This window comes from Rhodobacter capsulatus (assembly GCF_052363175.1).
GTDB classification, from domain to species: domain Bacteria; phylum Pseudomonadota; class Alphaproteobacteria; order Rhodobacterales; family Rhodobacteraceae; genus Rhodobacter; species Rhodobacter capsulatus_D.
Window position 1 is genome coordinate 3,327,074 of the sequence record NZ_CP198946.1, and the last position, 25,849, is coordinate 3,352,922.

The 25,849-nt window shown below is 65.7% G+C and carries 23 protein-coding genes and 1 pseudogene; 9 read left to right on the top strand and 15 right to left on the bottom strand.

Annotated elements, in window-relative coordinates:
* Positions 1 to 68: 68 nt before the first annotated feature.
* From ACTTAI_RS17265 to ACTTAI_RS17275, 3 genes are all read left to right on the top strand, one after another.
* A complete protein-coding gene (locus ACTTAI_RS17265; protein WP_444452736.1) occupies positions 69 to 890 on the top strand; it encodes a MerR family transcriptional regulator in 822 nt (273 codons plus the stop codon).
* 68 nt (positions 891 to 958) lie between these two features.
* Positions 959 to 1,378 carry an META domain-containing protein gene (locus tag ACTTAI_RS17270; protein ID WP_444452737.1) on the top strand — a complete coding sequence of 140 codons (420 nt, stop codon included), beginning with the start codon at positions 959 to 961 and terminating at the stop codon, positions 1,376 to 1,378.
* A 38-nt stretch (positions 1,379 to 1,416) separates the two neighbouring features.
* Positions 1,417 to 2,142 carry a rhomboid family intramembrane serine protease gene (locus ACTTAI_RS17275; RefSeq protein WP_444452738.1) on the top strand — a complete coding sequence of 242 codons (726 nt, stop codon included), beginning with the start codon at positions 1,417 to 1,419 and terminating at the stop codon, positions 2,140 to 2,142.
* Here ACTTAI_RS17275 and ACTTAI_RS17280 read toward each other — a convergent pair.
* The 8 genes from ACTTAI_RS17280 to pyk all read right to left on the bottom strand — a co-directional run bounded on the left by ACTTAI_RS17280 (position 2,139) and on the right by pyk (position 10,293).
* Complete coding sequence (locus tag ACTTAI_RS17280) at positions 2,139 to 3,740, bottom strand: GMC family oxidoreductase (protein WP_444452739.1); 1,602 nt, start codon at positions 3,738 to 3,740, stop codon at positions 2,139 to 2,141. The two genes, ACTTAI_RS17275 and ACTTAI_RS17280, sit on opposite strands and share 4 nt — an antisense overlap.
* 63 nt (positions 3,741 to 3,803) lie before the next feature.
* Positions 3,804 to 6,224, bottom strand: coding sequence for a phenylalanine--tRNA ligase subunit beta (pheT, locus tag ACTTAI_RS17285; protein WP_444452740.1), 2,421 nt, complete (start codon positions 6,222 to 6,224; stop codon positions 3,804 to 3,806).
* Entirely contained in the window at positions 6,221 to 6,685 is a 465-nt protein-coding gene (locus ACTTAI_RS17290) for a hypothetical protein (RefSeq protein ID WP_444452741.1), read from the bottom strand. The genes pheT and ACTTAI_RS17290 overlap by 4 nt, the downstream gene beginning before the upstream one ends.
* Positions 6,682 to 7,764, bottom strand: coding sequence for a phenylalanine--tRNA ligase subunit alpha (pheS, locus tag ACTTAI_RS17295; RefSeq protein WP_444452742.1), 1,083 nt, complete (start codon positions 7,762 to 7,764; stop codon positions 6,682 to 6,684). Before pheS ends, ACTTAI_RS17290 begins: the two co-directional genes overlap by 4 nt.
* A gap of 124 nt (positions 7,765 to 7,888) precedes the next feature.
* The gene (gene rplT, locus ACTTAI_RS17300) at positions 7,889 to 8,254 is read right to left on the bottom strand and encodes a 50S ribosomal protein L20 (RefSeq protein WP_444452743.1); all 366 of its coding nucleotides are present in this window, start codon (positions 8,252 to 8,254) and stop codon (positions 7,889 to 7,891) included.
* Between the two features lie 16 nt (positions 8,255 to 8,270).
* Complete coding sequence (rpmI, locus tag ACTTAI_RS17305; protein WP_444452744.1) at positions 8,271 to 8,471, bottom strand: 50S ribosomal protein L35; 201 nt, start codon at positions 8,469 to 8,471, stop codon at positions 8,271 to 8,273.
* A gap of 115 nt (positions 8,472 to 8,586) precedes the next feature.
* Positions 8,587 to 8,817 (bottom strand): hypothetical protein, encoded by a 231-nt coding sequence (locus ACTTAI_RS17310; RefSeq protein WP_110806101.1) that lies wholly within the window; start codon positions 8,815 to 8,817, stop codon positions 8,587 to 8,589.
* A gap of 30 nt (positions 8,818 to 8,847) precedes the next feature.
* The gene (gene pyk / locus ACTTAI_RS17315) at positions 8,848 to 10,293 is read right to left on the bottom strand and encodes a pyruvate kinase (RefSeq protein ID WP_444452745.1); all 1,446 of its coding nucleotides are present in this window, start codon (positions 10,291 to 10,293) and stop codon (positions 8,848 to 8,850) included.
* A gap of 133 nt (positions 10,294 to 10,426) precedes the next feature.
* Here pyk and ACTTAI_RS17320 point away from each other — a divergent pair, with 133 nt between their 5' ends.
* The 3 genes from ACTTAI_RS17320 (at position 10,427) to ACTTAI_RS17330 (ending at position 14,016) form a co-directional block, all read left to right on the top strand.
* Entirely contained in the window at positions 10,427 to 11,176 is a 750-nt protein-coding gene (locus tag ACTTAI_RS17320; protein WP_444452746.1) for an N-formylglutamate amidohydrolase, read from the top strand.
* Positions 11,177 to 11,286: 110 nt separating this feature from the next.
* Positions 11,287 to 13,350, top strand: a complete 2,064-nt coding sequence (locus tag ACTTAI_RS17325) for a calcium-binding protein (protein WP_444452747.1) — start codon at positions 11,287 to 11,289, stop codon at positions 13,348 to 13,350.
* A 198-nt stretch (positions 13,351 to 13,548) separates the two neighbouring features.
* Positions 13,549 to 14,016 (top strand): hypothetical protein, encoded by a 468-nt coding sequence (locus ACTTAI_RS17330; protein WP_444452748.1) that lies wholly within the window; start codon positions 13,549 to 13,551, stop codon positions 14,014 to 14,016.
* Positions 14,017 to 14,088: 72 nt separating this feature from the next.
* Here ACTTAI_RS17330 and ACTTAI_RS17335 read toward each other — a convergent pair whose 3' ends face one another.
* The 3 genes from ACTTAI_RS17335 to dgcN all read right to left on the bottom strand — a co-directional run bounded on the left by ACTTAI_RS17335 (position 14,089) and on the right by dgcN (position 16,996).
* Entirely contained in the window at positions 14,089 to 14,949 is an 861-nt protein-coding gene (locus tag ACTTAI_RS17335) for a D-amino-acid transaminase (protein ID WP_444452749.1), read from the bottom strand.
* A 12-nt stretch (positions 14,950 to 14,961) separates the two neighbouring features.
* Complete coding sequence (dgcA, locus tag ACTTAI_RS17340) at positions 14,962 to 15,927, bottom strand: N-acetyl-D-Glu racemase DgcA (protein WP_444452750.1); 966 nt, start codon at positions 15,925 to 15,927, stop codon at positions 14,962 to 14,964.
* Positions 15,928 to 15,994: 67 nt separating this feature from the next.
* Positions 15,995 to 16,996 (bottom strand): N-acetyltransferase DgcN, encoded by a 1,002-nt coding sequence (gene dgcN / locus ACTTAI_RS17345; protein ID WP_444455795.1) that lies wholly within the window; start codon positions 16,994 to 16,996, stop codon positions 15,995 to 15,997.
* A 278-nt stretch (positions 16,997 to 17,274) separates the two neighbouring features.
* Between dgcN and ACTTAI_RS17350 the strand changes: the two genes are divergently transcribed.
* Both ACTTAI_RS17350 and ACTTAI_RS17355 read left to right on the top strand, forming a co-directional pair.
* On the top strand, positions 17,275 to 18,231 hold the full coding sequence (locus ACTTAI_RS17350; RefSeq protein WP_444452751.1) for an L-malyl-CoA/beta-methylmalyl-CoA lyase: 957 nt from the start codon (positions 17,275 to 17,277) through the stop codon (positions 18,229 to 18,231).
* A gap of 222 nt (positions 18,232 to 18,453) precedes the next feature.
* Positions 18,454 to 19,417: pseudogene (locus ACTTAI_RS17355) on the top strand (acetyl-CoA carboxylase carboxyltransferase subunit alpha).
* Between the two features lie 71 nt (positions 19,418 to 19,488).
* Here ACTTAI_RS17355 and ACTTAI_RS17360 read toward each other — a convergent pair.
* Genes ACTTAI_RS17360 through ACTTAI_RS17370 form a run of 3 tightly spaced genes read right to left on the bottom strand, consistent with a single transcriptional unit; the run spans position 19,489 to position 21,781 of the window.
* Positions 19,489 to 20,220, bottom strand: a complete 732-nt coding sequence (locus tag ACTTAI_RS17360; RefSeq protein ID WP_444452752.1) for a lysophospholipid acyltransferase family protein — start codon at positions 20,218 to 20,220, stop codon at positions 19,489 to 19,491.
* Positions 20,220 to 21,110 carry a cell division protein FtsX gene (locus tag ACTTAI_RS17365; RefSeq protein WP_444452753.1) on the bottom strand — a complete coding sequence of 297 codons (891 nt, stop codon included), beginning with the start codon at positions 21,108 to 21,110 and terminating at the stop codon, positions 20,220 to 20,222. Before ACTTAI_RS17365 ends, ACTTAI_RS17360 begins: the two co-directional genes overlap by 1 nt.
* Positions 21,110 to 21,781, bottom strand: coding sequence for a cell division ATP-binding protein FtsE (locus tag ACTTAI_RS17370; RefSeq protein ID WP_444452754.1), 672 nt, complete (start codon positions 21,779 to 21,781; stop codon positions 21,110 to 21,112). Before ACTTAI_RS17370 ends, ACTTAI_RS17365 begins: the two co-directional genes overlap by 1 nt.
* Before the next feature lie 180 nt (positions 21,782 to 21,961).
* Here ACTTAI_RS17370 and ACTTAI_RS17375 point away from each other — a divergent pair, with 180 nt between their 5' ends.
* Entirely contained in the window at positions 21,962 to 23,248 is a 1,287-nt protein-coding gene (locus ACTTAI_RS17375; protein ID WP_444452755.1) for a hypothetical protein, read from the top strand.
* An 8-nt stretch (positions 23,249 to 23,256) separates the two neighbouring features.
* Here the strand turns inward: ACTTAI_RS17375 and ACTTAI_RS17380 are convergent, their stop codons facing one another.
* Positions 23,257 to 25,836, bottom strand: coding sequence for a DUF4175 domain-containing protein (locus ACTTAI_RS17380; protein WP_444452756.1), 2,580 nt, complete (start codon positions 25,834 to 25,836; stop codon positions 23,257 to 23,259).
* Positions 25,837 to 25,849: the final 13 nt, after the last annotated feature.

The window sequence follows — 25,849 nt, forward strand, 5'->3', positions numbered from 1 at the left end:
TTTTTTCTGCAAGAAAATTCTTGGCAAGGTCAGTAACAAAGGTCATCCTTGTCTTGTAAGGCAGGAAAATGACCGAGTCGCAGCCAGACCCATCCGAGGAAGAACCGTTGTTTCGTGTGGCCGAGGCCGCGCGGGCGGCGGGCGTGGCCTCGTCCACGCTGCGGCTGTGGGAGACGCAGGGGCTGGTGGCACCGCAACGCCGGGCCTCGGGGCAGCGGCTCTATTCCGCCGCCGATGTGGCGCGGCTGCAGCGCATCGCCTATCTGCGGCGCGAAGCCGGGCTGAACCCCGCCGCGATCCGCGCGACGCTGGAAGCCGAGAACGACGCCCCCGCCCCGCCCGCGATCACCAACGAACCCCTTGGCGCGGCGCTGCGGGCGCTGCGGCAGAACCGCGGCGAGACGCTCGACACCGTGGCGCAGGCGATGGGCGTGTCGGCCTCGGCGCTGTCCACACTCGAACGCACTGGCGCCGGGGTCAGCTTCAAGACGCTGGCCGATCTGGCGCAATATTACGGCTCCACCGTGTCGCGGATTTCCGGGCAGGACGAGATCGGCCAATCGGTCGTGCGCGCGGGCGCCGCCCGGGTCTGGCCGATGCCGGTCGAGGGCGTGCGGGTCGAGGTTCTGGCCGAGGGACGGCGGCAAATGGATTGCCACCGCTTCATCCTCGCCCCCGGCGCGGCGTCGGAGGGCGGCTACGGCCACGAGGGCGAGGAATTCATCACCGTGCTGGAGGGCCGCTTCCGCATCACGCTCGACGGCGACGAGCTGCATGAACTGGGCGTCGGCGACAGCATCTATTTCGAAAGCCGCCGCCCGCATGCCTGGGCCAATGCCGCCGACGGTCGCACCGTGGTGATCTGGGTCAATACGCCCCCCACCTTCTGACACCTTTGCGTGAAGGTCTTGCGGCCCCGCGCCCGCGGGGTCACTCTGGCGAAAACCCCGGAGGTCTCATGCGCATCGCCGTTCTCGCCCTTGCCGCCCTCGTCGCCCTTGCCGCCTGCAAGGAAGACAAACCGAAGGCCCCGATCGACCCGCTCAGCCTGATGGGACGCGAGGTCGAATGGGTCGTGACAGAGGTCGCAGGCACGCCCGTGCCGGAGGGCGTCAGCGTCACGATGCTTTCACCCGAAACCGGGATGATCGCGGGCTCCTCGGGCTGCAACCGCTATTCGGGGCGCGTCGAGATGCAGGACGGCTTCCTGCAGGTGGGCGCATTGGCCGGAACCCGGATGATGTGCCCGCCCGCGCAGATGCAGGTTGAACAGGCCTTCCATTCCACCATCGGCACGGTGAAGAACCTGCGGCTGGCGGGCAAGGTGCTGGAATTCAGCGATGCAACTGGCAAGGTGGTTCTGCGCGCCAGCCGCTGAGGCTTGACGCACACCCCGTCTTCGGGAAGGCTGACCCCATGTTCCCGATCCGCGATCATAACCCCTCGACCCGCACCCCCTGGGTGGTGCGCGGCCTGATCGTACTGAACGTGCTCATCTACGTGCTGACGGCCGAATGGGGCGGGCGGATGATCGGGCTTTGGCAATGGGGCGCGCTTTACCCCGATGCGATCAGCCACGGGGTCTATCTGCACGGGCTTTTCACCTACATGTTCCTGCATGCCGGGATCATGCACATCGCGGGCAACATGCTGTTCTTGTGGGTCTTTGGTGACAATCTCGAAGACCAGCTCGGCCATCTCGGCTTTCTGATCTTCTATCTGCTTGGCGGGCTGGCGGCGGCGGCGGCGCAAATTGCGGGCGCTCCCTATAGCGACGCGCCGATGGTCGGTGCCTCCGGCGCGATTGCCGCGGTGATGGGGGGTTATCTGCTGCTCTTCCCCAAGGCCCGCGTCGATATCCTGTTCATCTTCGTCATTCTCTACAAGATCTTCACCATCCGCGCCTGGATCGTGCTCGGCTTCTGGTTCGCGATCCAGCTGCTGAATTCGCTCGGTGGCTCGGGAGATGGCGTCGCTTACTGGGCCCATGCGGGCGGCTTCGTCGCCGGGCTGGTGCTGGTGATACCCGCCTTCCTGCGCCGCGGCGGACCGCAGTTCTGGCGCGCGCATGGCGGCCTGCCGCCGAACCCGTCGATCGACTATGTGGCGACCCGCGTTCCGGTGGTGAAACGGCGCCGCTAGCGGCCCCGGATCATCGCCGCCGCGCGTTCGGCGATCATGATCGTCGGCGCATTGGTGTTGCCGCCGATCAGGCGCGGCATAACCGACGCATCGACGACCCGCAGCCCGGCAATCCCCCGCACCCGCAATTCGGGGTCGACCACCGCCAGCGCATCCGTGCCCATCTTGCAGGTGCCGACCGGGTGATAGATCGTGTCGGCGCGCGCCCGGATGTCGGCCATCAGCCCGGCGTCCGAACCGTCTGTCGGATAAAGCCGCTCGCCCCGCCAGGGCGCCAAAGCCTCGGCGCCGACGATCTGTTCCAGCATCCGCCCGGCCCGCAGCATCAGGGCTTCGTCGCGCGGATCGGTCAGAAAGCCCGGATCGATCAACGGCGCCTTGCGCGAGTTTTTCGAGGCCAACCGCACCGTGCCGCGCGACTGCGGCCGCAGCACGCAGATATGCGCCGACCAGCCGTCCGCGACATGCAGTTTGCGCATGTGCGCATCGACGATGCCGACGACGAAATGGATCTGCAGATCGGGGATTTCGACCTCGGGCGCGGATCGCAGAAACGCCCCCCCCTCGGCCATGGGCGAGGCGAACAGCCCCTCGCCATGCCGCATCCAGCCACCGGCCGCCTTGGCCAATCGCATCAGTCCGCGCGGGTTCAGCCCCACCACATCGCGGCGCGGCGAAAAATGGGAAACCGTGTAATCGAGATGGTCTTGCAGGTTCACCCCAACCCCGGGCAGATCCTGCACCACCTCGATGCCCATCTCGCGCAGATGCGCCCCCGGCCCGATGCCCGAGAGCATCAGAAGCTGCGGCGAGCCAAACGCCCCGGCCGAAACGATCACCTCGCGCGCCGCTTCCAGCCGCAGCCGGTGCCGCCCCTGCCGCACCAGTGCCCCGGTCGCCCGGCTCTCGGAAATCAGCACCTTTTCCGCCCGCGCCCCGGTCAGAACGGTCAGATTGGGCCGGTCCATCACCGGATGCAGATAGGCCGCGGCCGCGGAACAGCGCTCGCCCTTCCGCGGCCCGTCCCAGAATTGCGTCACCTGAAAGGGCGCCGCCCCCTCCTGACAATCACCGTTGAAATCCTCCGTCGGGGGGCAGTCCACCGCGCCGCAGGCCTGCACGAAAGCCCGGGTAATCGGGCGCGGGCGGCGCTGATCGCCCACCTGCAACGGGCCATCGGCCCCGTGATGCGCCGAAGCCCCGCGGATGTTGCGCTCGGAGCGCAGGAACCACGGCTGACACGCCGCCCAATCCCAGCCCGTCGCCCCCTCGGCCGCCCAACGGTCATAATCCGACGGATGGCCGCGCACATACAGCATCGCGTTGATCGCCGAGGATCCCCCAAGCCCCCTGCCCCGCGGCTGAAACCCCCGCCGCCCGTTCAGCCCCGGCTGCGGCACCGTGTGCAGCGCCCAGTTGTGGGCGCCGAGATAGCCGGGCACCAGCGCGGCGACCAAGGCAGGCGCCCGCACCAGAATGTCCTTTGCCGCATCGCCCGCCTCGACCAGACAGACGCGCGTGCCCGGATCTTCGCTCAGCCGCGCCGCCAGCACCGATCCGGCCGAGCCGCCGCCCAGAATGACATAGTCGAAATGCATCAGGCTCCCCCGTTTCCGAGAGAGCCTAACCGGTTTTTCAGAGCGACAAAGCGTGACCTGCCGTCACTTCCGCTGCACGCCGCCCGTGGCCTTGGTGACCTTTTCCACGACCTTCGCCGAAACCGCCTCGATCTCGGCATCGGTGAGCGTCTTGTCGCGCGGTTGCAGCCGGACCGAGAGCGCGATCGACTTCTTGCCCGCGCCCATCTGCTCCTCGGCCTTGGCGCCGGTGAACTGGTCGAAGACAGAAACCTGATCGATCAGCACCTTGTCGGCGCCGTAAGCCGCGTTCACCGCCGTCAACGCCTCGACACCCGCATCAACGACGAAGGCGAAATCGCGCTCGACCGCGTGCAGATCCGAGAGCGCCAGCGCAGGCCGCGTCGGGGTCTTGGCTTTCGGGAAGGGCACCGCCTCGATCCAAACGGTGAAGGCGACCGCCGGCCCCTTCACGCCCATCTCGCGCAGCACTTTCGGATGCACCTCGCCAAAGGTGGCCAGCGCATTCGGCCCCAGCGCAATGGTGCCCGAGCGGCCCGGGTGGAACCAGCCCGCCACCTTGCGATTGACCTGCACCCGCGCAGGCGCGCCGATCGCGGCCAAAACCGCCTCGACATCCGCCTTGGCGTCGTAAAGATCGACCGGACGGCGCGAGGCCCAGGGGTCACGCGGCGCCGAAGCGCCCACCAGAAGCCCCGCCGCCTGCAACGCCTGATCGCCCGGCTCGCCACCGCTGAAAGCAGGGCCGACCTCGAACAGCGCCAGATCGCCAAAGCCGCGCGCCTGATTGCGCGCCGCCGCCTGCAGAAGCCCCGGCAGCAGGTCCGGGCGCAGATGGGTCATCTCCGACGAGATCGGGTTTTCGATCCGCGTCGCATCCGCGCCACCGCCAAAGAGCGCCGCCGATGTCGCGTCGATGAAGCTGTAGGTCACGCATTCATTGTAGCCCAAGGCCGCAATCGTGCGCCGCGCGGTGCGTTCGCGGGTCTGGATCGGCGTCAGCACCGGACCGGGAACACCGGTGGTTTCACGCGCCATCGGACGGCCGACCAGCTTCGTGAGGGACGCAATCCGCGCCACTTCCTCGACCAGATCCGCCTCGCCCAGCACGTCGGGCCGCCACGAGGGCGGCGACGCCATATCGCCCTCGAAGGTGAAGCCAAGCGCGGTCAGGGTTTCGCGCTGCACCGCCTCGGGAATATCCATGCCGACAAGGCTGATGACCCGGGCGGGGTCGAGCTTGTAGGCGCGCTTGGTGTTCGGCACGGCGCCGTCCATCACCACGCTTGAGGCCTCGCCGCCGCAAAGGTCGAGCACCATCTGCGTCGCCAGTTCCAGCCCCGGCAGGGTGAATTCCGGGTCCACGCCGCGTTCGAACCGATAGCGCGCATCCGAGTTGATCTTCAGCGCGCGGCCGGTGGTGGCAATGGTGATCGGGTCCCAATAGGCGCTTTCGAGGAAGACATCGGTGGTGTCGTCCGTGCAGCCCGAAAGCTCGCCGCCCATGATCCCGGCAAGGCTTTCCGGCGCCGCATCGTCGCAAATCACCATCTGACCGGGGCGGAGCGTGTAGGTCTTGCCATCGAGCGCCAGCAGCTCCTCGCCGCCCTTGGCAGGGACAATCCGCAGGTTCCCCGCCACCTTCGCCGCGTCAAACACATGCAGCGGGCGGTTCAGGTCATAGGTGAAGAAGTTGGTGATATCGACAAGAGCCGAGATCGGACGCAGCCCGATCGCCCGCAGCCGCGCTTGCAGCCAGTCGGGGCTCGGCCCGTTCTTGACGCCGCGGATCAGACGGCCGGCAAAAAGCGGGCAGCCCTTTTCCTTCAGGGCAGCGTCGATTTCCACCTTGATCGGGCTTTCAAACCCGCCCGGCACGGCCTCGATGGCGAGCGGCTTCAGCCGCCCCAGACCGCGCGCCGCCAGATCGCGGGCAACCCCGCGCACGCCCAAAGCATCGGGGCGGTTCGGGGTGATCTTGATGTGGATCATCGGATCGACGGCTTCGGGGCGGTTTTCCGCCAGCCAGTCGATGAACTTGCAGCCAACCTCGGAATTCAGGCTGTCTTCGGGCAGCTCGATGATGCCGTTATGCTCGTCGGACAGTTCCAACTCGCGTTCCGAACACATCATGCCGTGGCTTTCGACGCCGCGGATCTTGCCGATGCCGAGCGTGGTGTCGATGCCCGGCACATAATCTCCCGGTTTCGCCAGCACGACGGTGATCCCCGCCCGCGCATTCGGCGCGCCGCAGACGATGGTCTTTTCGCCCTCGTCGGTCAGCACGCGGCAGACCCGCAGCTTGTCGGCATCGGGGTGCTTTTCGGCGTGCAGCACCTTGGCGATGGTGAAGGGGGCGAGTTTCGCGCCCGGGTTCACCACCTCCTCGACCTCAAGGCCAAGGTCGGTGAGCGCATCGGCGATCTCGGTGACCGAGGCCTCGGTCTCGAGATGGTCTTTCAGCCAGGAGAGGGTGAATTTCATTGGGCTCCGTCCTTCACATCCGTCACACCGGGTTTGACAAAGGTAATCTTGATCACCGGTTCGGTAATTTTTGTAAGGCCGTAGGTCTTTCTGAGGCTGTCGCGTAGTTCGGTAAGAAGATCGTCATAGACGATCCAATCCTCTTTCTTTGCGTATCCTTCAGAAATTTTCTTAGCCTTTTCCAAGACCGTCTGATCCGCATAGAGTTCCAGCGTATTAATTGCTTTTTCCAGCTTAAGCTTGCGCTGGAACCCCTCTTCTGCCGGCATGCCTGGATACTCTATCGCCTCGACTACAAGCAAATATGCCTCTTCGAGACGCTTAGTTACCCACTCAGAACGTCTCTTAGCCGCATCTTCTTTTTGCCGCAGATAGTGAGCAATAACGACGCCGACGCCCGCCGCAATAACCAGCTTCACGACATCGTACGCTAGTTGCTGCCAACTCAACGCGTCACTCACTTGCTCAACCCCCCGAACACAGTCGGCAGGTCCAGCGCGGCGAAACCGTAGTGTTTCAGCCAGCGCAGATCGCTCTCGAAGAACGCCCGCAAATCCGGGATGCCGTATTTCAGCATCGCGATCCGGTCGATGCCGACGCCGAAGGCGAAGCCCTGATATTCATTCGGGTCGATGCCGCCCGCCGCCAGAACCTTGGGATGCACCATGCCGGAGCCGAGGATTTCCAGCCAGGAATTGCCCTCGCCGATCTTCAGCTGGCCGCCTTCCCAGGAACAGCGGATATCCACCTCGGCCGAGGGTTCGGTGAAGGGGAAGTGGCTGGCGCGGAAGCGCAGTTCGACCGAGGGCACCTCGAAGAAGGTCTTGCAGAATTCCTCCAGCACCCATTTCAGGTTCGCCATCGAGATGTCGCGGCCGATCGCCAGCCCCTCGACCTGATGGAACATCGGCGCGTGGGTCTGGTCCATGTCCATGCGGTAGACGCGGCCCGGCGCGATCACGCGAATGGGCGCGCCCTTGGCCTGCATGGCGCGGATCTGCACCGGGCTCGTGTGGGTGCGCAGCACATGCGGCGGGCGCGGGTCGGCGGCGTCGCGGGCCATGAAGAACGTGTCATGCTCCTGCCGCGCGGGGTGTTCAGGCGCGATGTTGAGCGCGTCGAAATTGTACCAGTCGGATTCCACCTGCGGGCCTTCGGCGACGGCAAAACCCATGTCGGCGAAGATCGCGGTGACTTCGTCCATCACCTGGGAAACCGGGTGGATCGTGCCAGCCCGGCGCGGACGGCCGGGCAGCGTGACGTCGAGCCATTCCGACTTCAGCCGCGCATCAAGGGCGGCATCGGCCAGCGCCTCTTTCTTGGCACGCAGGGCGGCGTCGATCTCGTCCTTCAGACGGTTCAGCGCCGCGCCGGTGGTGGTGCGTTCCTCGGGCGTCATCTGACCGAGTTCGCGCATCTTCAGCGAAATCTCGCCCTTCTTGCCAAGGGCGGCCAGACGGATCTCCTCAAGGCTCGCCTCATCCGCGGCTGCCGCGATGCCTTCGAGATATTTCGCCTTGAGCACATCGAGCGTGGTCATGAGGTCTCTCCTGCAAGTGGGTGCGTCTTGCTAGCCGCCCCCCGGGGTGATTTCAAGCGCCCGAACGCAAAACCCCCGCGACGGCGGCTGCCGCGCGGGGGTTGTGTTTCCCGATTGGGGGAAATTACGCAGCCACGGCGGCCTTGGCCTGAGCGACGATCGCCGCAAAGGCTTCGGGTTCGTGGATGGCGAGATCGGCCAGAACCTTGCGGTCCACTTCGATCCCGGCCAGAGCCAGACCGTTGATGAAGCGCGAGTAGGTCATTTCCAGATCAATCGCGCGCACGGCGGCGTTGATACGCTGGATCCACAGCGCGCGGAAGTTGCGCTTGCGCTGCTGGCGGTCGCGCGTGGCGTATTGCATCGCCTTGTCGACAGCCTGGGTGGCGGTGCGGAAGTTGCGCGAACGGGCCGAGTAGTAGCCTTTCGCCTTCTTCAGGACTTTCTTGTGCGAGGCGTGAGTGACCTTGCCGGATTTGACGCGGGACATTGTTCAGGCCTCCAGATCAGCGGTTGTAGGGCATGTATTTTTTGACGATCTTCGCGTCCGAGTCGGACAGGATCATCGTGCCCGCGCTGTCGCGGATGAACTTGGTCGAGCGCTTGATCATGCCGTGGCGCTTGCCGGCCGGACCCGCGATGACCTTGCCGGTCGCGGTGAATTTGAACCGCTTTTTCGCAGCGGATTTGGTCTTCATCTTGGGCATTTTCATCTCCTTTTCGAGAGTGAACGCACGACTCGGCATGCCACTGTTGGCCGGCCGTGCGGGATAGATGCGGGCAGATAGACGCGCAGGCCGGGAATGGCAAGCGAAAACAGGCCTATCGGTTGAGGAATCGCGCGATGATGCGGGCGAAGACCTCGGGGATCTGGCCGGGCGTGTAACCGCCCGGTTTCGTATACATCGCCAAAAGGATCAGACCGCCCCCCACCAGCACCGCCATCGTCGCGGCGCGCGGCGGGCGGCTGTCGGCAAAGGCCGAGAGCACCCCGGGGATTGCAAAGGCCGAAACGAGGATACCAAGCACGAGGAACAGATCGCTGTCGAGCATGGCACCCTCCGGCCCTGTGTGCCGGGAAGGTTACTCCGGGTCGGTGCGATAGATCAATCTTTCGTCGCAGGGCGCCACGCGCAGGATGTTCGTCGTCCCCTGCACGTTGAAGGGCACGCCAGCGATGACGATGATCTGATGGCTTTCATCGGCGAAACCGTAATCGCGCGCCGAGCGGGCGGCGTTGACGACGGCTTCCTTGAAGCGGCTCACTTCCTCGCAGCGGACGGCATGCACGCCCCAGTTCAGGCACAGCTTGCGCTGCGTCTGGGTGATCGGCGAGAGCGCGATGATCGGCACCCGCGGCCGTTCGCGGCACACAAGCGCCACGGTCTTTCCCGACTGCGTGTAGCAGCAGATCGCGGAGACATCGGTGGTTTCCGCAATCTCGCGCGCCGCGGCGACGATGCCATCGGCGACGGTCTGGCGCTTGGCCGAGCGCGAGGCCTCGATGATGTCGCGATAGGTCGGATCGCTTTCGACCGAGCGGGCAACGTTGTTCATCGTCTCGACCGCCTCGACCGGATAGCGCCCGGCGGCGGATTCGGCCGAGAGCATGATCGCATCGGCGCCCTCGTAGATCGCCGTCGCCACGTCCGAGATTTCGGCGCGCGTCGGCATCGGGCTTTCGATCATGCTTTCCAGCATCTGCGTCGCCACGATCACCGGCTTGGCGGCGGCCCGGCATTTGCGCACCAGCCGCTTCTGGATCGGCGGCACGGATTCGACCGGGAGTTCCACCCCCAGATCGCCGCGGGCGACCATGATCCCGTCCGAGACCTTGAGGATCTCGTCGAAAGCGCGTTCGGCCGAGGGTTTCTCGATCTTCGAGAGCACCTGCGCGCGACCGCGGGCCAGCGCCTTCGCCTCGATCACGTCCTCGGCGCGCTGCACGAAAGAGAGCGCGAGCCAGTCGGCCCCCAGTTCGCAGGCGAATTCCAGATCGGCGCGGTCCTTGTCGGACAGCGCGGCGAGCGGCAGCACCACATCGGGCACGTTCACGCCCTTGCGGTTGGAGATCGTGCCGCCGACGGTCACGACGCAATCGGCGAAATCCGGGCCGCAGGCGGTGACGCGCAGGCGGATCTTGCCGTCGTTCACCAGCAGTCGGGCGCCGACTTCGAGCGCGGCGAAAATTTCCGGATGCGGCAGGCAGACCCGGTGGCCATCGCCCTCGGTCGGGTCGAGATCGAAGCGGAAGGGTTCGCCTTCCTCCAGATCGGCGGCACCGAAGGCAAAGGTGCCGACGCGGAGTTTCGGGCCCTGCAGATCGGCCAGCACCGCGACCGGACGGCCGGTGTCGGCCTCGATCTGGCGGATGATGTCGTAGCGGACCTTGTGTTCGGCATGGGTGCCGTGGCTCATGTTCAGGCGGAACACGTCGGCACCGGCCTCGAACAAGGCGCGGATGGTATTGTAATCGGAAGATGCGGGGCCAAGCGTAGCCACGATCTTGACATTGCGAAGGCGTCTCATGCGTCCTCGGGCGTTGGTGTTGCAGTCATTTCGTGGGCCGATCCCAGCTATGGCGCAAATTGTCGCGCAGGGCAACTGGAACACCGGCTCCGAGTGACGTAAATCTGTTGTGAGCGACAAAGGCAAAGAAAGCATGACTGATCACGCCTTCCACATCCTTGGCGAAGACCGCCCCGGCCGCTGGCTGATCACCGTCGATCACGCGACGAACCGGGTGCCCGACTGGGTGGGCGGCGGCGATCTGGGCATCGCCCCCGAGGATATGGCGCGTCACATCGCCTATGACATCGGCGCGCTGGAAGTGGCCCGGCATCTGGCCGAAGCGCTCGACAGCCCGCTGATCTGGTCGGATTTCTCGCGACTTGTCATCGACCCCAACCGCGGCGAGGACGACCCGACGCTGGTGATGCAGCTTTATGACGGCACGATCATTCCGGCCAACCGCCACATCTCGGCCCCCGCGATCGAGGAACGTCTGGCCCGGTTGCACCGGCCCTATCACGACGCGCTGGCACGGCTGGCGGCCCGGCGGACGGATACGGTGATCTGTGCGATCCATTCCTTCACCCCCTGTCTGCGCGGACGCAGCCCGCGGCCCTGGCAGGTGGGGGTGCTGCATTCGCATCTGGATGGTCGGCTGGCCCTGCCCTTGATCGCAGGCTTGCGGGCGGCGGGGCTGTGTGTGGGCGACAACGAGCCCTATTCGGGCCATCTGCGCGGCGACAGCATCGACCGCCACGCGCTCGACACCGGGCGGCAGAACGTGCTGATCGAGCTGCGCAACGACCTGATCGAGCACGAATCGGGACAGGCGCATTGGGCCGAAGTGCTTGCCCCGATATTGCGCGACTCCCTGCGCATTTGCGAAACGATGATCGCCTGACCGCGGCATTGTTTCGCAAGATCGCTAAAAATCCTCCGCAGGTTTAACGCCGCGTTGCCCATGGTTGAGGGCACTGTTACTTTTTTCCAATCAATTTTCAGGAGTGAACTATGGAAGGTCTCATTTTGATGTCGCTTTTCCCGGCCCTTCTTGTGGGACTGGCGGTCCATGCCTCCAATGATGACGACGGTTCGGACGGCAAGAATGGTGATACGACCTACGGCACCGACAACGCCGACACGATCACCGGGACGGACAGCGACAATTACATCGACGCACGTTTTTCCAATGACACTGTAGATGGCGGCGCGGGCGACGACACTTTGCGCGGCAACCTTGGCGCCGATGTCCTGACCGATTCCGAAGGCGCGAACGAACTTTACGGCGGCTATGGCTACGATCACCTGACGGCGCTCGATGCCGATGGCGGCGATGCGGACCTGCTGAACGGCGGTGGCAACGATGATGTGTTGCTCGGCGACAGCGGCGATACGCTGCTGGGCGATATCGGCACCGACACATTCGCGGCGCAATGGACAAGCGGCAGCGCCGCCCTGACACTGAGCGACTTCGACCCGGCCTCGGGCGAGACCTTCACCATCGAGACCGACAGCGAGATCACCGACGCGACCGACTTCCATCTCGAAGAGACCGACGGCGGGGTGAACCTGATGCTGGACGGCGAGACGCTCGCCTGGTTCGAAGGCGGCGACCTCCACGCCCTTGCAGCCAATGTGACGCTTTACGGCACGAACGGCGACACCGGCATCAACCCGATCATCCCCGCCGAGACGATGACCGGCACATCGGGCGATGACGATCTTGAGGGTTCCTCCGCGTCCGAGGTCTTCACGGGGTTGGCCGGGGATGACCGGATCGCCGGTCTGGGCGGCGATGACACGATCTCGGGCGGCACAGGCGATGACTTGGCCTATGCAGGCGAGGGCAATGACATTGTGCACGGCGATGACGGCGATGATTCCCTTTCCGGCAACGATGGGGCCGATACGATCGAGGGCGATGCCGGGAACGACATTCTCGCCGGGGGGGCGGACCAGGACAGCCTGTCTGGTGGCGAGGGCAATGACAGCCTTGACGGCAATCCCGGGGTCGACACCGGCGATGCGGACACGCTTGACGGTGGCGCGGGCGATGACACGATCGAGGCCGCTTCGGGCGATCTGATCACCGGCGGCGCGGGCGATGACAGCTATCAGATCACCTGGGCCCCGGGCGATGATGCGGTGACCCTCACCGATTACGGCAACACCACGGGCGCCAATGATGGCGCGACCGAATCCGTCGTGATCGTCGATGACACCTACACCGCGGACATGGAATTCCGGCTCGACACCGTCGAGGGCGGCGTGGTCGCGATCGTCGGAAGCGACACCGTGGCGCTGTTCGAAGGCGCCGACATCGCCGATCTGCAGGCGAGCCTGACGCTTCTGGGGGCGGACGGCACCAGCTACAGCCTTGGTCAGGACATTGCCGGCACCGATGCGGACGACAGCCTTGCGGGCACTGCGGGCGATGACTCCATCAGCGCCCGTCTGGGCGACGACACGATCGATGCCGGAAGCGGTGACGATCAGGTCACGGGCGGCTATGGCGCCGACACGATTGCGGGGGGCGCGGGCGATGACACGCTCGACGGCGGGGCGCAGAACGACACGATCGACGGCGGCACCGGCTCGGATGAGGAGCTTGGTCAGGACGGCAACGACGTGCTGCGCGATACCGCGGGCTTCGATACGCTGGTGGGCGGCAACGGCAATGACTCGCTTTATGCCAACGATGGTCTGGCGGCGCAGATGCAGGGCAACGAATCCGACCTTCTTGAGGGCGGCGCCGGAAAGGACACGCTTGTCGGCGATTTCAGCGACACGATGACGGGCGGGGACGGGGCGGATGAATTTGCGACGCAGGTTCTGGTCGATCCTGACGCGCCAGAGACCACCTACAGTCAGAATGTCGTCGTCACCGATTTCGACATCACGACCGATACGCTGCGGCTTGACGAGGTGCCCCCGGACGCGGTGATCACGATCGTCGATGTCAGCGGCGCAGCCGCGGTGCAGGTGAATGGCGACACGCTGCTGATCCTGCAGGGCGTTTCCGCGAATGACGTCACCCTCGACATGATCACGGTCAATCACGCGACGGCCGCCTGATCCGGCCTTGCCATAGGACCCGAAGGGCCCCGCCTGTGCGGGGCCTTTTCGTCTCCTGATGCCAACGCGAAACCAATGCCCGCGCAGGCGAGACATGGTTATCAAAGCGTTGACAATCGCGCCTTCATCGTGACGCGAATCCCTTGCCCGACCCGCGCCCCCTCGGCATGCTTTTCTTGAAACACTGGGGGTTTTCCGATGCTTGCGCTTTTCATTGCGGTTTCTTGCGCGCTGGCTCTGGTTCTTTGGGCCGAATGGCGTGGCCAGCCCGTCCTGGCCGCGCAGGCCACCCCCGCAACCGCCGCATCTGCGGCGGTGGCTCCCACCTCCCCGGCTGACGATCCGCATGATGTGATCCTGACACGGCTTGCGCAGATGCTGGCCGAGCCCGAGGTCGTGGCCAAGCCGGTCGCGCCTCAGGCCCCCGGCCCCGTCGCGACGCCCGTCGCCGAGGACCTGCCCCGGATCAGCGGCTTCCGCCCCGGCGACGTGATCGAGCTGGAAATCGAAGGCCCCCTGCCCCGGCCCGAAGACCTGCGCTTCGAACAGGTCGGGCGCGATGCGCGGATGATCCTCGAAGGCCTGCCCACGCTGATCTTCGAAGGTGTTCCGGCCCGCCATCTGCGCCCGTCGCACATCCGTTTCCGCAGTCCGCAAGCGGCCTGATAGGCCGCACGGACGAAAAAGCCCCGGGCAGGGCTGGCCCGGGGCTTTTTATTTTACCAGCGTGCAGGCGGATCAGATCGCCGCCTTGCGCCCTTCTTCCAGATAGATCTCGCGCAGGCGCGTCGCCACCGGACCGACCTTGCCGCCGTTCAGCGCCACGCCGTCCACTTCGACAACCGGCATCACGAAGGCCGAAGCCGAGGTGAAGAACGCCTCGTCGGCGGCTTGCGCCTCGGCGATGGTGAAGGGGCGTTCCTCGATCTCCATCTGCGCCTCGGCGGCATATTTCAGCAGCGAGGCGCGGGTGATGCCGTGCAGGATGTCGTTCGACAGCTGCCGGGTGATGATCTTGCCACCCTTGACGATATAGGTGTTGTTCGACGAACCCTCGGTCACGAAACCGTCCTCGACGAACCAGGCGTCATGCTTGCCCGCGGCTTCGGCGGCCATCTTCGCCATCGACGGGTAAAGCAGCTGCACCGTCTTGATGTCGCGGCGATGCCAGCGCAGATCCGGGATCGACACCACCTTGATGCCGGTCTTCGCCTTCGGATCATCGGCCAGACCCGGCTTCGACTGGGTGTAAAGCACGATCGTCGGCGGCGTGCCCGCGGGCGGGAAGTGGAAATCGCGGTCGCCCGCATTGCCGCGGCTGACCTGCAGATAGATCATGCCATCAACCAGATTGTTGCGCGCGATCAGCTGGCGGTGGATCTCCAGCCACTCTTCGCGGCTCAGGTTGCCGGTCATCTGCAGCTCCGCCATCGAGCGGGCCAGACGGACCATGTGGCCTTCGAATTCCAGGATCTTGCCCTCAAGAACCGAGGTCACTTCGTAAACGGCATCGCCCATCACGAAGCCACGGTCAAAGATCGAGACCTTGGCCTCTTCCTCGGGCAGATAGTCGCCATTCAGGTAAACGGTGCGGCTCATGCGCGTTCCTCCTCAGCCCCAGAGCCCCGGCTCGGGGGGATAAACCATTCCGTCCGCATACTGCAGCGGGCTTTCGCGGTCTTGGGCCAGAAGCAGCGGCCCGTCAAGATCGACATAGGCCACACCCTGCGCCACAAGGGTCGCGGGCGCCATCGCAAGCGACGATCCGACCATGCAGCCGACCATCACGCCATAGCCTTCGGCCAGTGCCGCTTGCCGCAGCGCCAAGGCCTCGGTCAGACCGCCGGTCTTGTCGAGCTTGATGTTCACAAGATCGTATTTGCCCTTCAGATGCGCCAGCGACTTGCGGTCATGGCAGCTTTCATCGGCACAGACCGGCACCGGCCGGGCCATGCCGATCAGCGCCTCGTCGGCAATCGCCGGCAGGGGCTGCTCGACCATCGCCACGCCCAGACGGACCAGATGCGGGGCGAGATCGGCATAGACCTCGGCCGACCAGCCTTCGTTCGCATCGACGACGATCACCGATTTCGGCGCCCCCGCCCGCACGGCCTCAAGCCGCGGCATGTCATCGGGCGTTCCAAGCTTGATCTTCAGGATCGGCCGATGCGCATTCTTCGCGGCCGAGGCCCGCATCTGCTCAGGCTCGGCCAAGGACAGCGTGTAACAGGTGACTTCCGGCCCGGGCGCGGCCAGCCCGGCCAGCTCCCAAACCCGCTTGCCCGCGGCTTTCGCCTCCAGATCCCAGAGCGCGCAATCGACGGCATTGCGCGCAGCACCCGGCGGCAGGGCATCATAAAGCGAGGCGCGGGTGATCCCCTCGGGCAGGCCCTCGATCTGCGCCGTCACGCTTTCCAGACTTTCGCCATAGCGCGCATAGGGCACGCATTCGCCCCAGCCGGTCAGCCCGCCGCGGCTGATCCGCACCGTCAGCACCTTCGCCTCGGTCCGCGAGCCGCGCGAGATGGTGAAAACCTCGGCCAAGCGAAACACATCCGCTGTCACGGAAATCATCATCCACCCCTTTATCTTGCTTCAAATATCCCCGCCGGAGGCTCCGCCCCCGGCAGGTTGCGCCAAGCTCTCAGATCGCGGCGAGCGCGTCCACCAGCTTCTCGGCCCCGAAGCGGAAGGGATCGGTGGTGGGCAGACCCATCTCGGCCTCGACCGCGGCGATATAGGCGCGGGCCTCGGCTTCGGGCATGTTCTGGGTGTTGATCGAGATCCCAACCACCTTGCAATCGGGGTTCGCCACCTTGGCGACCTGCAGCGCCAGATCGCGCAGGGCGTCGAGCGCGGGCAGCTTGTAGCCCGGCAGGCCGCGCATATGGGCACGGGTGGGCTCGTGGCACAGAACCAGCGCATCGGGCTGACCGCCATGCACCAGCGCCATCGTCACGCCCGAGTAGCTGACGTGGAACAGGCTGCCCTGCCCTTCGATCAGATCCCAGTGATCGGCGTCATTGTCCGGCGTCAGCCATTCGACGGCGCCCGCCATGAAGTCAGCGATCACCGCATCGAGCGGCACGCCGTCGCCGGTGATCAGGATCCCGGTCTGGCCGGTGGCGCGGAACGAGGCCTTCAGCCCGCGCGCGCGCATCTCTTTTTCCATGCAGAGCGCGGTATACATCTTGCCGACCGAGCAATCGGTGCCCACGGCCAGCATCCGCTTGCCACTGCGCTTCACGCCGTTCGCGATCGGGTATTCCACCGTCGGCACGCGCACGTCATGCAGCTGACGCCCGCAGGCCTTGGCCACGGCGACCAGATCTTCCTCGTCGCGCAGCAGGTTGTGCAGCCCCGAGGCCAGATCGAAGCCCTCTTCCAGCGCCATGATCAGCACTTTCTTCCAGGCTTGCGAAATCACGCCGCCGCGGTTCGCAACACCGATCACCAGCGTCTTGCAGCCCGCGGCCTTGGCGGTGGCGAGGTTCATGTCCGGCAGACCCAGATCGGCGTTGCAGCCCTCCATCCGGTATTGGCCGACCGCATATTCCGGGCGCCAATCCTTGATGCCCTGCGCCACTTTCGCGGCCAGCTGGTCGGGCGCATCGCCAAGGAACAGCAGATAGGGGGTTTCGATCAGCGACATGGGAACCTCGGCAAGTTGGAAAGGGTTTCGCAAGGTATGACGCGGGCAGCGTCGGATTTTCTTGGAAAGTTGCGGCGAAAGCAAAGTTACTCGACACTTTTCTTGCGCATTATTGCGATTTTATCGAAGCTTCTTCCAAGTTTTCTGCACGCTGCAAAATTCATCACCGTTTTTCGCCCGAATGCTGCATCCGCAGAAACTCCTTGCGCGCCGCAGCGCAACAATATATCGCAAATGCAACACATCCCGTAACTTCCTTGCCGAGAGACAAGATGAGCTTCCGCACCCAGCCGCCCGCCCCCGCCCGTCTGAACCGCTGCCAATTGTTCGGCCCGGGCTCGCGCCCCGCGATCTTTGAAAAGATGGCGCAATCGGCGGCCGATGTGATCAACCTCGACCTCGAGGATTCGGTCGCCCCCGATGACAAGCCGCAGGCGCGGCGCAACATCATCGAGGCCAGCCATAACGTCGACTGGGGCAACAAATACCTCTCGGTGCGGATCAACGGCCTTGATACGCCGTTCTGGTATCGCGACGTGGTCGAACTGCTCGAAGAGGGTTCGGAGCGCATCGACCAGATCATGATCCCGAAAGTGGGCTGCGCCGCCGACGTCTATGCCGTCGATGCGCTGGTCACCGCGATCGAAGCCGCCAAGGGCCGCAAGAAACGCATCTCGCTGGAAGTCATCATCGAATCGGCCGCGGGCATCGCCCATGTCGAGGAAATCGCGGCCTCCAGCCCCCGGCTGCAGGCGATGAGCCTTGGCGCGGCGGATTTCGCCGCCTCGATGGGCATGGCGACGACCGGCATCGGCGGCACGCAGGAAAACTACTACATGCTGCATGCGGGCGTGAAACACTGGTCGGACCCGTGGCACTGGGCGCAGGCCGCCATCGTTGCCGCCTGCCGCACCCACGGCATCCTGCCGGTCGACGGCCCGTTCGGCGACTTCTCGGATGACGAGGGCTTCCGCGCCCAGGCGCTGCGCTCGGCCACTTTGGGCATGGTCGGCAAATGGGCGATCCACCCGAAACAGGTCGCTCTGGCCAACGAAGTCTTCACGCCCTCTGACGCTGCGGTTGCAGAAGCGCGCGAGATTCTGGCCGCGATGGAAAAGGCCAAAGCCGAGGGCGCGGGCGCCACTGTCTACAAAGGGCGGCTCGTCGATATTGCCTCCATTCGGCAGGCAGAAGTGATTGTCAGACAGGCGGAAATGGCTAAGGTCTAAGCACTCTGTAAACGATTCGTGACCGAATCGATTCGGATCCCGGAGCGGTGGGGAGGGGAGGCCCGGCTGCATGAGGGAACAGGGACGCCCCGGACCTGCGCCGGGGCGTTTCCGTTTTGGATGGCCTCCTGCCCCGCGGCACTCTGCCCGCTTCCCCCTGCGTCAGTTGCAAATCCGGTGCCGCGCGGTCATATAGGCCACGACTGCGTTACGGAGGCTTCGATGACGACCTATCTCGAGTTCGAAAAGCCGCTCGCCGAGATCGAGGGCAAGGCTGAGGAACTGCGGGCGCTTGCGCGCGCGAATTCGGGGATGGATGTCGAAAAGGAAGCGGCCGCGCTCGACAAGAAAGCGGCGCAACTGCTGACGGATCTTTACAAGGATCTGACGCCCTGGCGGAAATGCCAGGTGGCGCGGCATCCCGACCGGCCGCATTGCCGCGATTACATCAACGAGCTTTTCACTGAATACACGCCGCTCGCGGGCGATCGCAACTTTGCCGACGATCATGCGGTGATGGGCGGCCTTGCGCGGTTCGACGATCAGCCGGTCGTGGTGATCGGCCATGAAAAGGGCCACGACACCGCGTCGCGGATCATCCACAATTTCGGCATGGCCCGCCCCGAGGGCTACCGCAAGGCGATCCGGCTGATGGACATGGCCGACCGCTTCGGCCTTCCGGTGGTGACGCTGGTCGACACGCCCGGCGCCTATCCGGGCAAGGGCGCCGAGGAACGCGGTCAGGCCGAGGCCATCGCGCGCTCGACCGAGAAATGCCTCTGCCTTGGCGTGCCGCTGATTTCGGTGATCATCGGCGAAGGCGGCTCGGGCGGGGCCGTGGCCTTTGCCACCGCCGACCGCATCGCGATGCTGGAGCATTCGGTCTATTCGGTGATCTCGCCCGAGGGCTGCGCCTCGATCCTGTGGAAGGATGCCGAGAAGATGCGCGAAGCCGCCGAGGCGCTGCGGCTGACGGCGCAAGACCTGAAGAAACTGGGCGTCATCGACCGGATCATCGCCGAACCGCTGGGCGGGGCGCAGCGCGACCGGGCGAAGACGATTGCGAGCGTCGGAGTCGAGATCGGCAAGATGCTGGCGGATCTGAAGGGCAAAAAAACGCGCCGACATCCTGGCCGCGCGGCGCAAGAAATTCATCGACATGGGCTCGAAGGGTCTGGCGGCGTAAGTCGCGGAGCTTTACCCAAGAAAAAAGGGCGGCTTCGGCCGCCCTTTCGCATTCCCTAACGTGCCCGATCCTCAGTCGAGTTTCAGCCCGGCCTCGGCCATCAGCTTGTCCGAGGCGGCCTCGATCTGCGTCTCGATCACCTTCATGTAATCGCCCATCGGCATGCCCGGCGCGATCGGCGGCAGGAATTCCACCACCGCCAGACCCGGCTTGCGCAGGATCGCATGACGCGGCCAGAACACGCCCACATTCGTCGCCGCAGGCACGCAGGGCAGGCCGAGTTCCGCATAAAGCGCCCCGGCGCCGATCTTGTAGGGCTTCTTCGCCCCCGCCGCGACGCGGGTACCCTGCGCGAAGATCACCAGCTGACCGCCCGCGAAACGCACATCCTTGGCCTGTTCCAGCATCCCCTTGATCGCAGCGCCGCGCTTGCCGCGATCAACCGGCACACAGCCGATCATATAGGCATACCAACCGACGAAGGGGGTCCAGACCAGTTCCTTTTTCATGATGAACTTGCCGCGCGGGATGGCCGCATAGATCATCAGAATGTCGAAGAAGCTCTGATGCTTGGCAGCAATCAGCACATCGCCCGTCGGGATCTCGCCGCGATATTCGGTCTTGATGCCGACCATCCAGCCCGCTGTCCAGCACACCCATTTGCAATAGCCGCGACAGACCTGGATCGCCGCCGAGCGCCCGCCAATCAACGCATAGGGAAGGCCCACGACGGCGTAAACCGCCAGCATCACATACATCTGTGCGATGAACAGAACCGAGCGAATATATTGCAGAACGATCATCAGCGAATTCCCCTGAGCATGCGCAGCGCCGCGGCGCGGGTGGCGCCGTAGGCCACTACCGCAGCCAGCATCGGCAATGCAAGCGGCCAAAGCCAGCCCCAGCCGGTGAAGCCAAGCCCGGTCAGGAAGCCGCCCGCCGCATCGGCCGCGGGCAGCGCCGCCACCGCCGCCATCCCGAGCGCCGTGCCGATCCCCGCGCCCGCCAGACCGCGCTTGGTGAAGCGCCGCACGAAGGCGCCCGCGATGAAGGCATCCTGCGCGCCCACAAGGCGCAGCGTGCGGATCACCTGCCCGTTCGCCGCCAAAGCCGCCTGCGCGGCCAGCGTGATCATCCCCGCCATCGCGCCCCCGATCAGCACCAGCGAGAGCCAGCCCAGAAGCCGCAACCGACTGGCCGCGGCGATCAGCGGCTTGCGCCAGCGGGTGTGATCGTCGAGCACCGCGCCGGGCGCCTCGGCCGCCAGCCGCAGCCGCAGCCCCTCGGCATCGATGCCCTGATCGGTCTCGGTCAGCTCCACGAGCTTCGGCAGCGGCAGCGTGTCGACCGGCAGATCGGGGCCGAACCACGGGTCGAGCAAATTGCGCATCTCGTCCTCTTCCATCGGGCGATAGCTCGCCACGCCGGGCGTCGTCGCCAGCGCATCCAGCACCGCGCGCAGCTGCGTTTCCATCTGATCGGCAGGCGCCGAAATCCGGATCGTGGCCGAGCGCGCCAGCGCCTCGGACCAGCGATCCGCAAGCCGCCCCGAGGCCATCGACAAGGCCAGTGCGAAAACCGCAAGAAAGGCCATCGCAGCAGAGGTCAACACGGTCAAATTTGCCGTGAAGCCGGTGGGCGGGACCACCCGGTCGACGGTCGACAGCTCGGAGCCGAAAGGATTGAACCGCATCACAGATCCGCCCCCGCCAGTTGCAGCCGCCGGTTCGCGATCCGCAGCACCCGCGCCGAGACCTGCGCCTTGGCCTGTCGGATCAGGTTCAGATCATGCGTCGCAATCAGCACCGTCTTGCCCAGCCTGTTCAATTCCACCAGCAGCGACAACAGGCGCAGCGACATTTCCCAGTCGAGGTTGCCGGTGGGTTCATCGGCCAGAATCACCTCGGGCGAGGTGATGATCGCCCGCGCCAGGGCAGCCCTTTGCCGCTCGCCGCCCGAGAGCTGCGGCGGCAACGCATTCATCTGCGCCTTCAGCCCGACCCAGGCCAAAAGCTCTGCCAGTTCCACCCCGTCGATCGGCCGCCCGGAGACCGTCAGCGGCAGCGCAACGTTTTCCGCCACCGACAGATGGTCGAGGAACTGGCAATCCTGATGCACGACACCGATGCGCTGGCGCATCCGGGCAATGTCGTCGCGCCCCATCGTGCGCGCATCCTGACCGTAAAGCCCCATGAACCCCGACGAGGGCAGAAGCTCTGCATAGCACAGCTTCAGAAACGTCGTCTTGCCCGCCCCCGAAGGCCCGGTCAGGAAGTGAAACGACCCCGGCACAAGCTTCAGCGTCATCTCGGCCAGAAGCTCGGTCCCGCCATAGCCCACGGCGACATCCTGCAACTCGATCACTGCGCGGCCCCTCCCCTGCTGCCCGTTTTTTCAGGCGGCACCTGCGACATACTCAAACTATTGGAGTTTGTTTCTTTGCTTGCTACAACAAGCTTGTAGAAAAGGCCAGAATGGCGAGTGAGGGGCGAGGCTGGGAACCGGATGCGGCTGATCTGCCCGAGATGCGGTGCGCAATATGAGGTGGATGACTCGGTCATCCCGACCTCCGGACGTGATGTTCAATGCTCTGGCTGCGGCCAGACCTGGTTCCAACCCAGTCGTCAGATGCTCGACGCGGCGCAGGAACAGGCCCGCGAGGCGGAGGATGGCCTCGATCAGTGGGATGTCGCGCCGGAGGTGGGGGCAACCGCAGCACCGGCGCCGGACACCCCCCTTCCCGAAACTGTGGAACAAGACGGCGCGGCAGAAGCCACCGGGGCCCTTGCCGAGGTGGAGGACTGGCCCGAACCCGCGCCGGAAGACTGGCCGGAGTTTGACGCAGAACCCGAGCCTGAGCCGGAACCGACCCCTGCACCAGTCGCCGAGACGGCCCCGGAACCGCCCGAAACCGCTTCTCCCGCGCCGGAGGATGAGGAGGTTCTGGACTGGGCGATACCGCCGTCACTGGGAGCCGCCGAACCCGAACCGGCCGATCTGGAAACCGATGTCTCGCATGCTATCGCCGAGCTGATGCGGGTGCATCCGGTGGCGCCCCCGGCCGAGCCCGCCGCCCCAGTGGCCGCAGCCCCCGAGCCGGAACCGCCCGCCGCGACACCCGACCCGGCAGAGGTCGGCCCTGCCCCGCGTGCGGGTGCGATCCCGCGTCGGCCGCTTGACGAAAACCTGATGGCGATCCTGCGCGAAGAGGCCGAGCGCGAAGCCGCCGCCCGCCGGGCCGAGGGCACCGGGATCGAAACGCAGGAAGAAATGAACCTCGACCGGGTGCTGACCAGCCCGCCGATACCCGCGGTTGCACCGCCCCCTGTAACGCCGGTCGCTCCGGTTCACCCGCAGCGCCTCGTCTCCACCTTGCGCGCAGATCCGCCACGCCGCATGCCAGATTTCAGCGACCTCAATTCCGAGGAGGAAGAGGACCGTCACGCCGATCTGACCGAAGGCCCGGAACCGGAAGAGGCCGAAAGCGAGGGTCGGTTCCTGCGGCGGCGGCGCTTGCCCGACATCGACGAGATCAATTCGAGCTTGCGCGCCAGCGCCGACCGGGATGGCGATGTCGCGGCGATGGGCATGTTTCCGGGGCGGCAGGAAGATCGTTCGGGCTTCCGGTTCGGATTTTCCTCGGTGCTGCTGCTCGCGGCAATTGCGGCGCTGATCTACGCTTATGCGCCGCATCTGGCCCAGTTGGTGCCGGGGGCGGAGCCGCTCCTCGACAGCTATGTCGCGGCGGTGGATGCGGCGCGGATCTGGCTGGATGCACAACTGCGCGCCGTGATCGCCCAGGTTCAGGCGGGCGCGCAGCCGCAAAGCTGATCCGGCGGTTATTGCCCGGCAAAACGATCCAACAGACGGCGCAGATAATCGCGTTCGGCTTCGGGGCGCTGCCGGTCGGCGGTGCGGCGGCGGATTTCATCCAGCAGATCCCGGGCGCGGCGATACACGTCGTCGCCTTTCAGCAAATCGGACTCGGTGCCGATCCGGCTGCCATCGCCGGTCGCCCGGCCCAGCGGATCGCGCGGCAATTCACGCGCGCCATGGCCGCCCATCGCATCGCCGCGGCGCTCCATGCCTTGCGCGCCCTGACCGCTCTGGCCCTGCCCGTTTTCCTCGGCCATCGCCTCGCCCAGCTTGCGCATGCCCTCGCGCAGGGCTTCGATCGCATCGGCCTGCTTGTCGATGGCACCGCCCAGATCGCCGTCCTTCAACGCCTGTTCGGCCCCGTCCATCGCCTTGCCTGCGCCTTCAAGTGACCGCTCGGCCTCCTTGGCGGCGTCCCCGCCGAGCCGCGGCATCAATCCACGCTGGCGTTCCAGCTCGCGGCGCAGGGCGCGCTGACGCTCGGCAAGGCTCTTGCCCTGATCTTCCGCCGTGCCGTCCCCGGCTTGCGGCTGCCCGTCGGGTTGCGCTTGCGGCGCGCCCGGCCCCGGCTGTTCCAGCCCCGGATCGACGCCCTCTGGATCTGGGCTGCGCTGCATCTGCCGGAAGGAATCATCCGACAACTTCTGCTGATCGCGCAACGTCTGGCCCAGATCCTTCATCGCCTTGCCGCCGGGCATGTCGCCGTCGCCGCCCTCGCCCTGCGTGACCTTCATGTTCCGCATCAGCCGCGACAGCTGATCGAGCAGCTCCTGCGCCTCGGCCATCTTGCCTTCCTCCATCAGACGCTGGATTTCCTCCATCATCTTCTGGATCTGATCGCCAGTGATGCGCTGGCTTTCCTGTTTCTGCCCGAACTGCGGCCCCTGCTCTTCCTCGGTCGCGCGCTCGGCCAGCATCTGCAGATAGCGGTCGGTGGCCTCCTTGAGTTCCGCCATCAGCTTGTCGATCTCGTCCTTCGAGGCGCCATTGCGGATCGCCTCGCTCAGCCGCTCCTGCGCCTGCTGCATCGCTGCCAGCGCATCCGCCAGACCGCCATCTTCCAGCAGTTTCGCCATGTCCCACAGGACTTTGGCCACCTCGTCGCGGGCCTCGGGCGACAGCGGCCCGCCCTCGAGCCGCTCGATCTGCGCATGCAGCGCCTCGGCCATCTGCGGTGCGGGAAAGACGCCTTCGGGCCGGTTCAGGATCGCCCGCAAAAGCTCGGCCGTGCGGGGGGCATTCTCGCGCGACCACAGCAGATCGCGGCGCATCTCGATCAACGCCGCCGCCCGCGGATCAAAGAACCGCCGCCCGGGCAGATCGAATGTCTGCTCGCCGCTGGTGCCGGTCTGGCCCAGACCATCCTCGACCGAAAGCGAGAGCTTGACCGGCAGGTTCGCCCAAGGATGCTCGGACATGTCCTCGGTCAGCATTTCGGTGAAATCGGCGCGCGAGCCGGTGATCGGCAGCGGCAGATCGAAGACCAGATCCGGGCGCGGCTCAGGGTCGATCGCGAGCCCATAACGGCGGTCGATCGCCGCAAGATCAAGGCTGACATGCGCCTGCCCCTTGGTGACGCCATAATCGTCGGTGGCGTGGAAGGGTTGCGCGAGCTTGCCATCGGCGCGCCGTTCCGCCAGCCGGGGCAACTCAACCGCGGGGGCGGCGTCCGAAAGCATCGTGACCTTGAAACTGCGCCCCATGCGCCCGCCGATCTCGACCACGCCGGAACGCCGGGCGATCAGATCAAGGCTTTGCACCTCGGCACCGTCGGCCTTTTCGGGCGTGGCCGCGGGGCTCGACACGGTTTCGGTGAAGGGAACGGAGCCGGGCGGGCCGTAGAACCGGAAGCTGAGTTTCGTGCCCTCGGGGAGCGACAGCGTATCGCCTTCGAACCCGTTCAGATACAGACCGGGCTTGCCGGTGTAACGCGGCGGCTCGGCCCAGCCTTCCCAGGCGGGGCCCATCGCGGCCTCGGCAGCACCGGAGGGCTGCGGATGTTCGGGCGGGGTGAAGATCGCGAGCGGCGCACCGAAGATCAGCGCCACGGTGACGCCGGTCAGCGCGGAAATCCGCAGGCCATAGGGGTCGCGCGGCGCCAGATCGGGCGCGGGCAAGGGCGCTCGGGCGGCGGCGGCGCGCTCGGCCATGCGACCGCGGTGCAAAGCCCAAAGGGCGCGCGTCGCCGGATCGGTATCGCCCAGCGCCAGACTGTCGGTCAGCGCGGCGAGCGGTCGGCCGGGCAACGTGGCGTCGAGCCGCGCAATTGCCTCGGCCCGGCTCGGAATACGGAAGCGCCGGAACCCCGGCGCGGCCAGAAGGACGGCAAGGAACCCAAGTCCTCCGGCCAGCACCGGCCATTGGTGCCCGGTCAGATGATCGGGCAGGCGAAAGGCCAGAAGCGTGAAGGTGATGGCCGCCAGGGTCAGCAGCGGCCAGAAGGCACGCAGCAGCCGCTCGGCCGTCATCGCCGCCCGCGTCAGCGCGATCGGTCGGGCCAGCGGGGCGAGCGGGTCGCCCGGAAGGGGCGGCGGCGGCGGCATCGGTCCTTTCCGG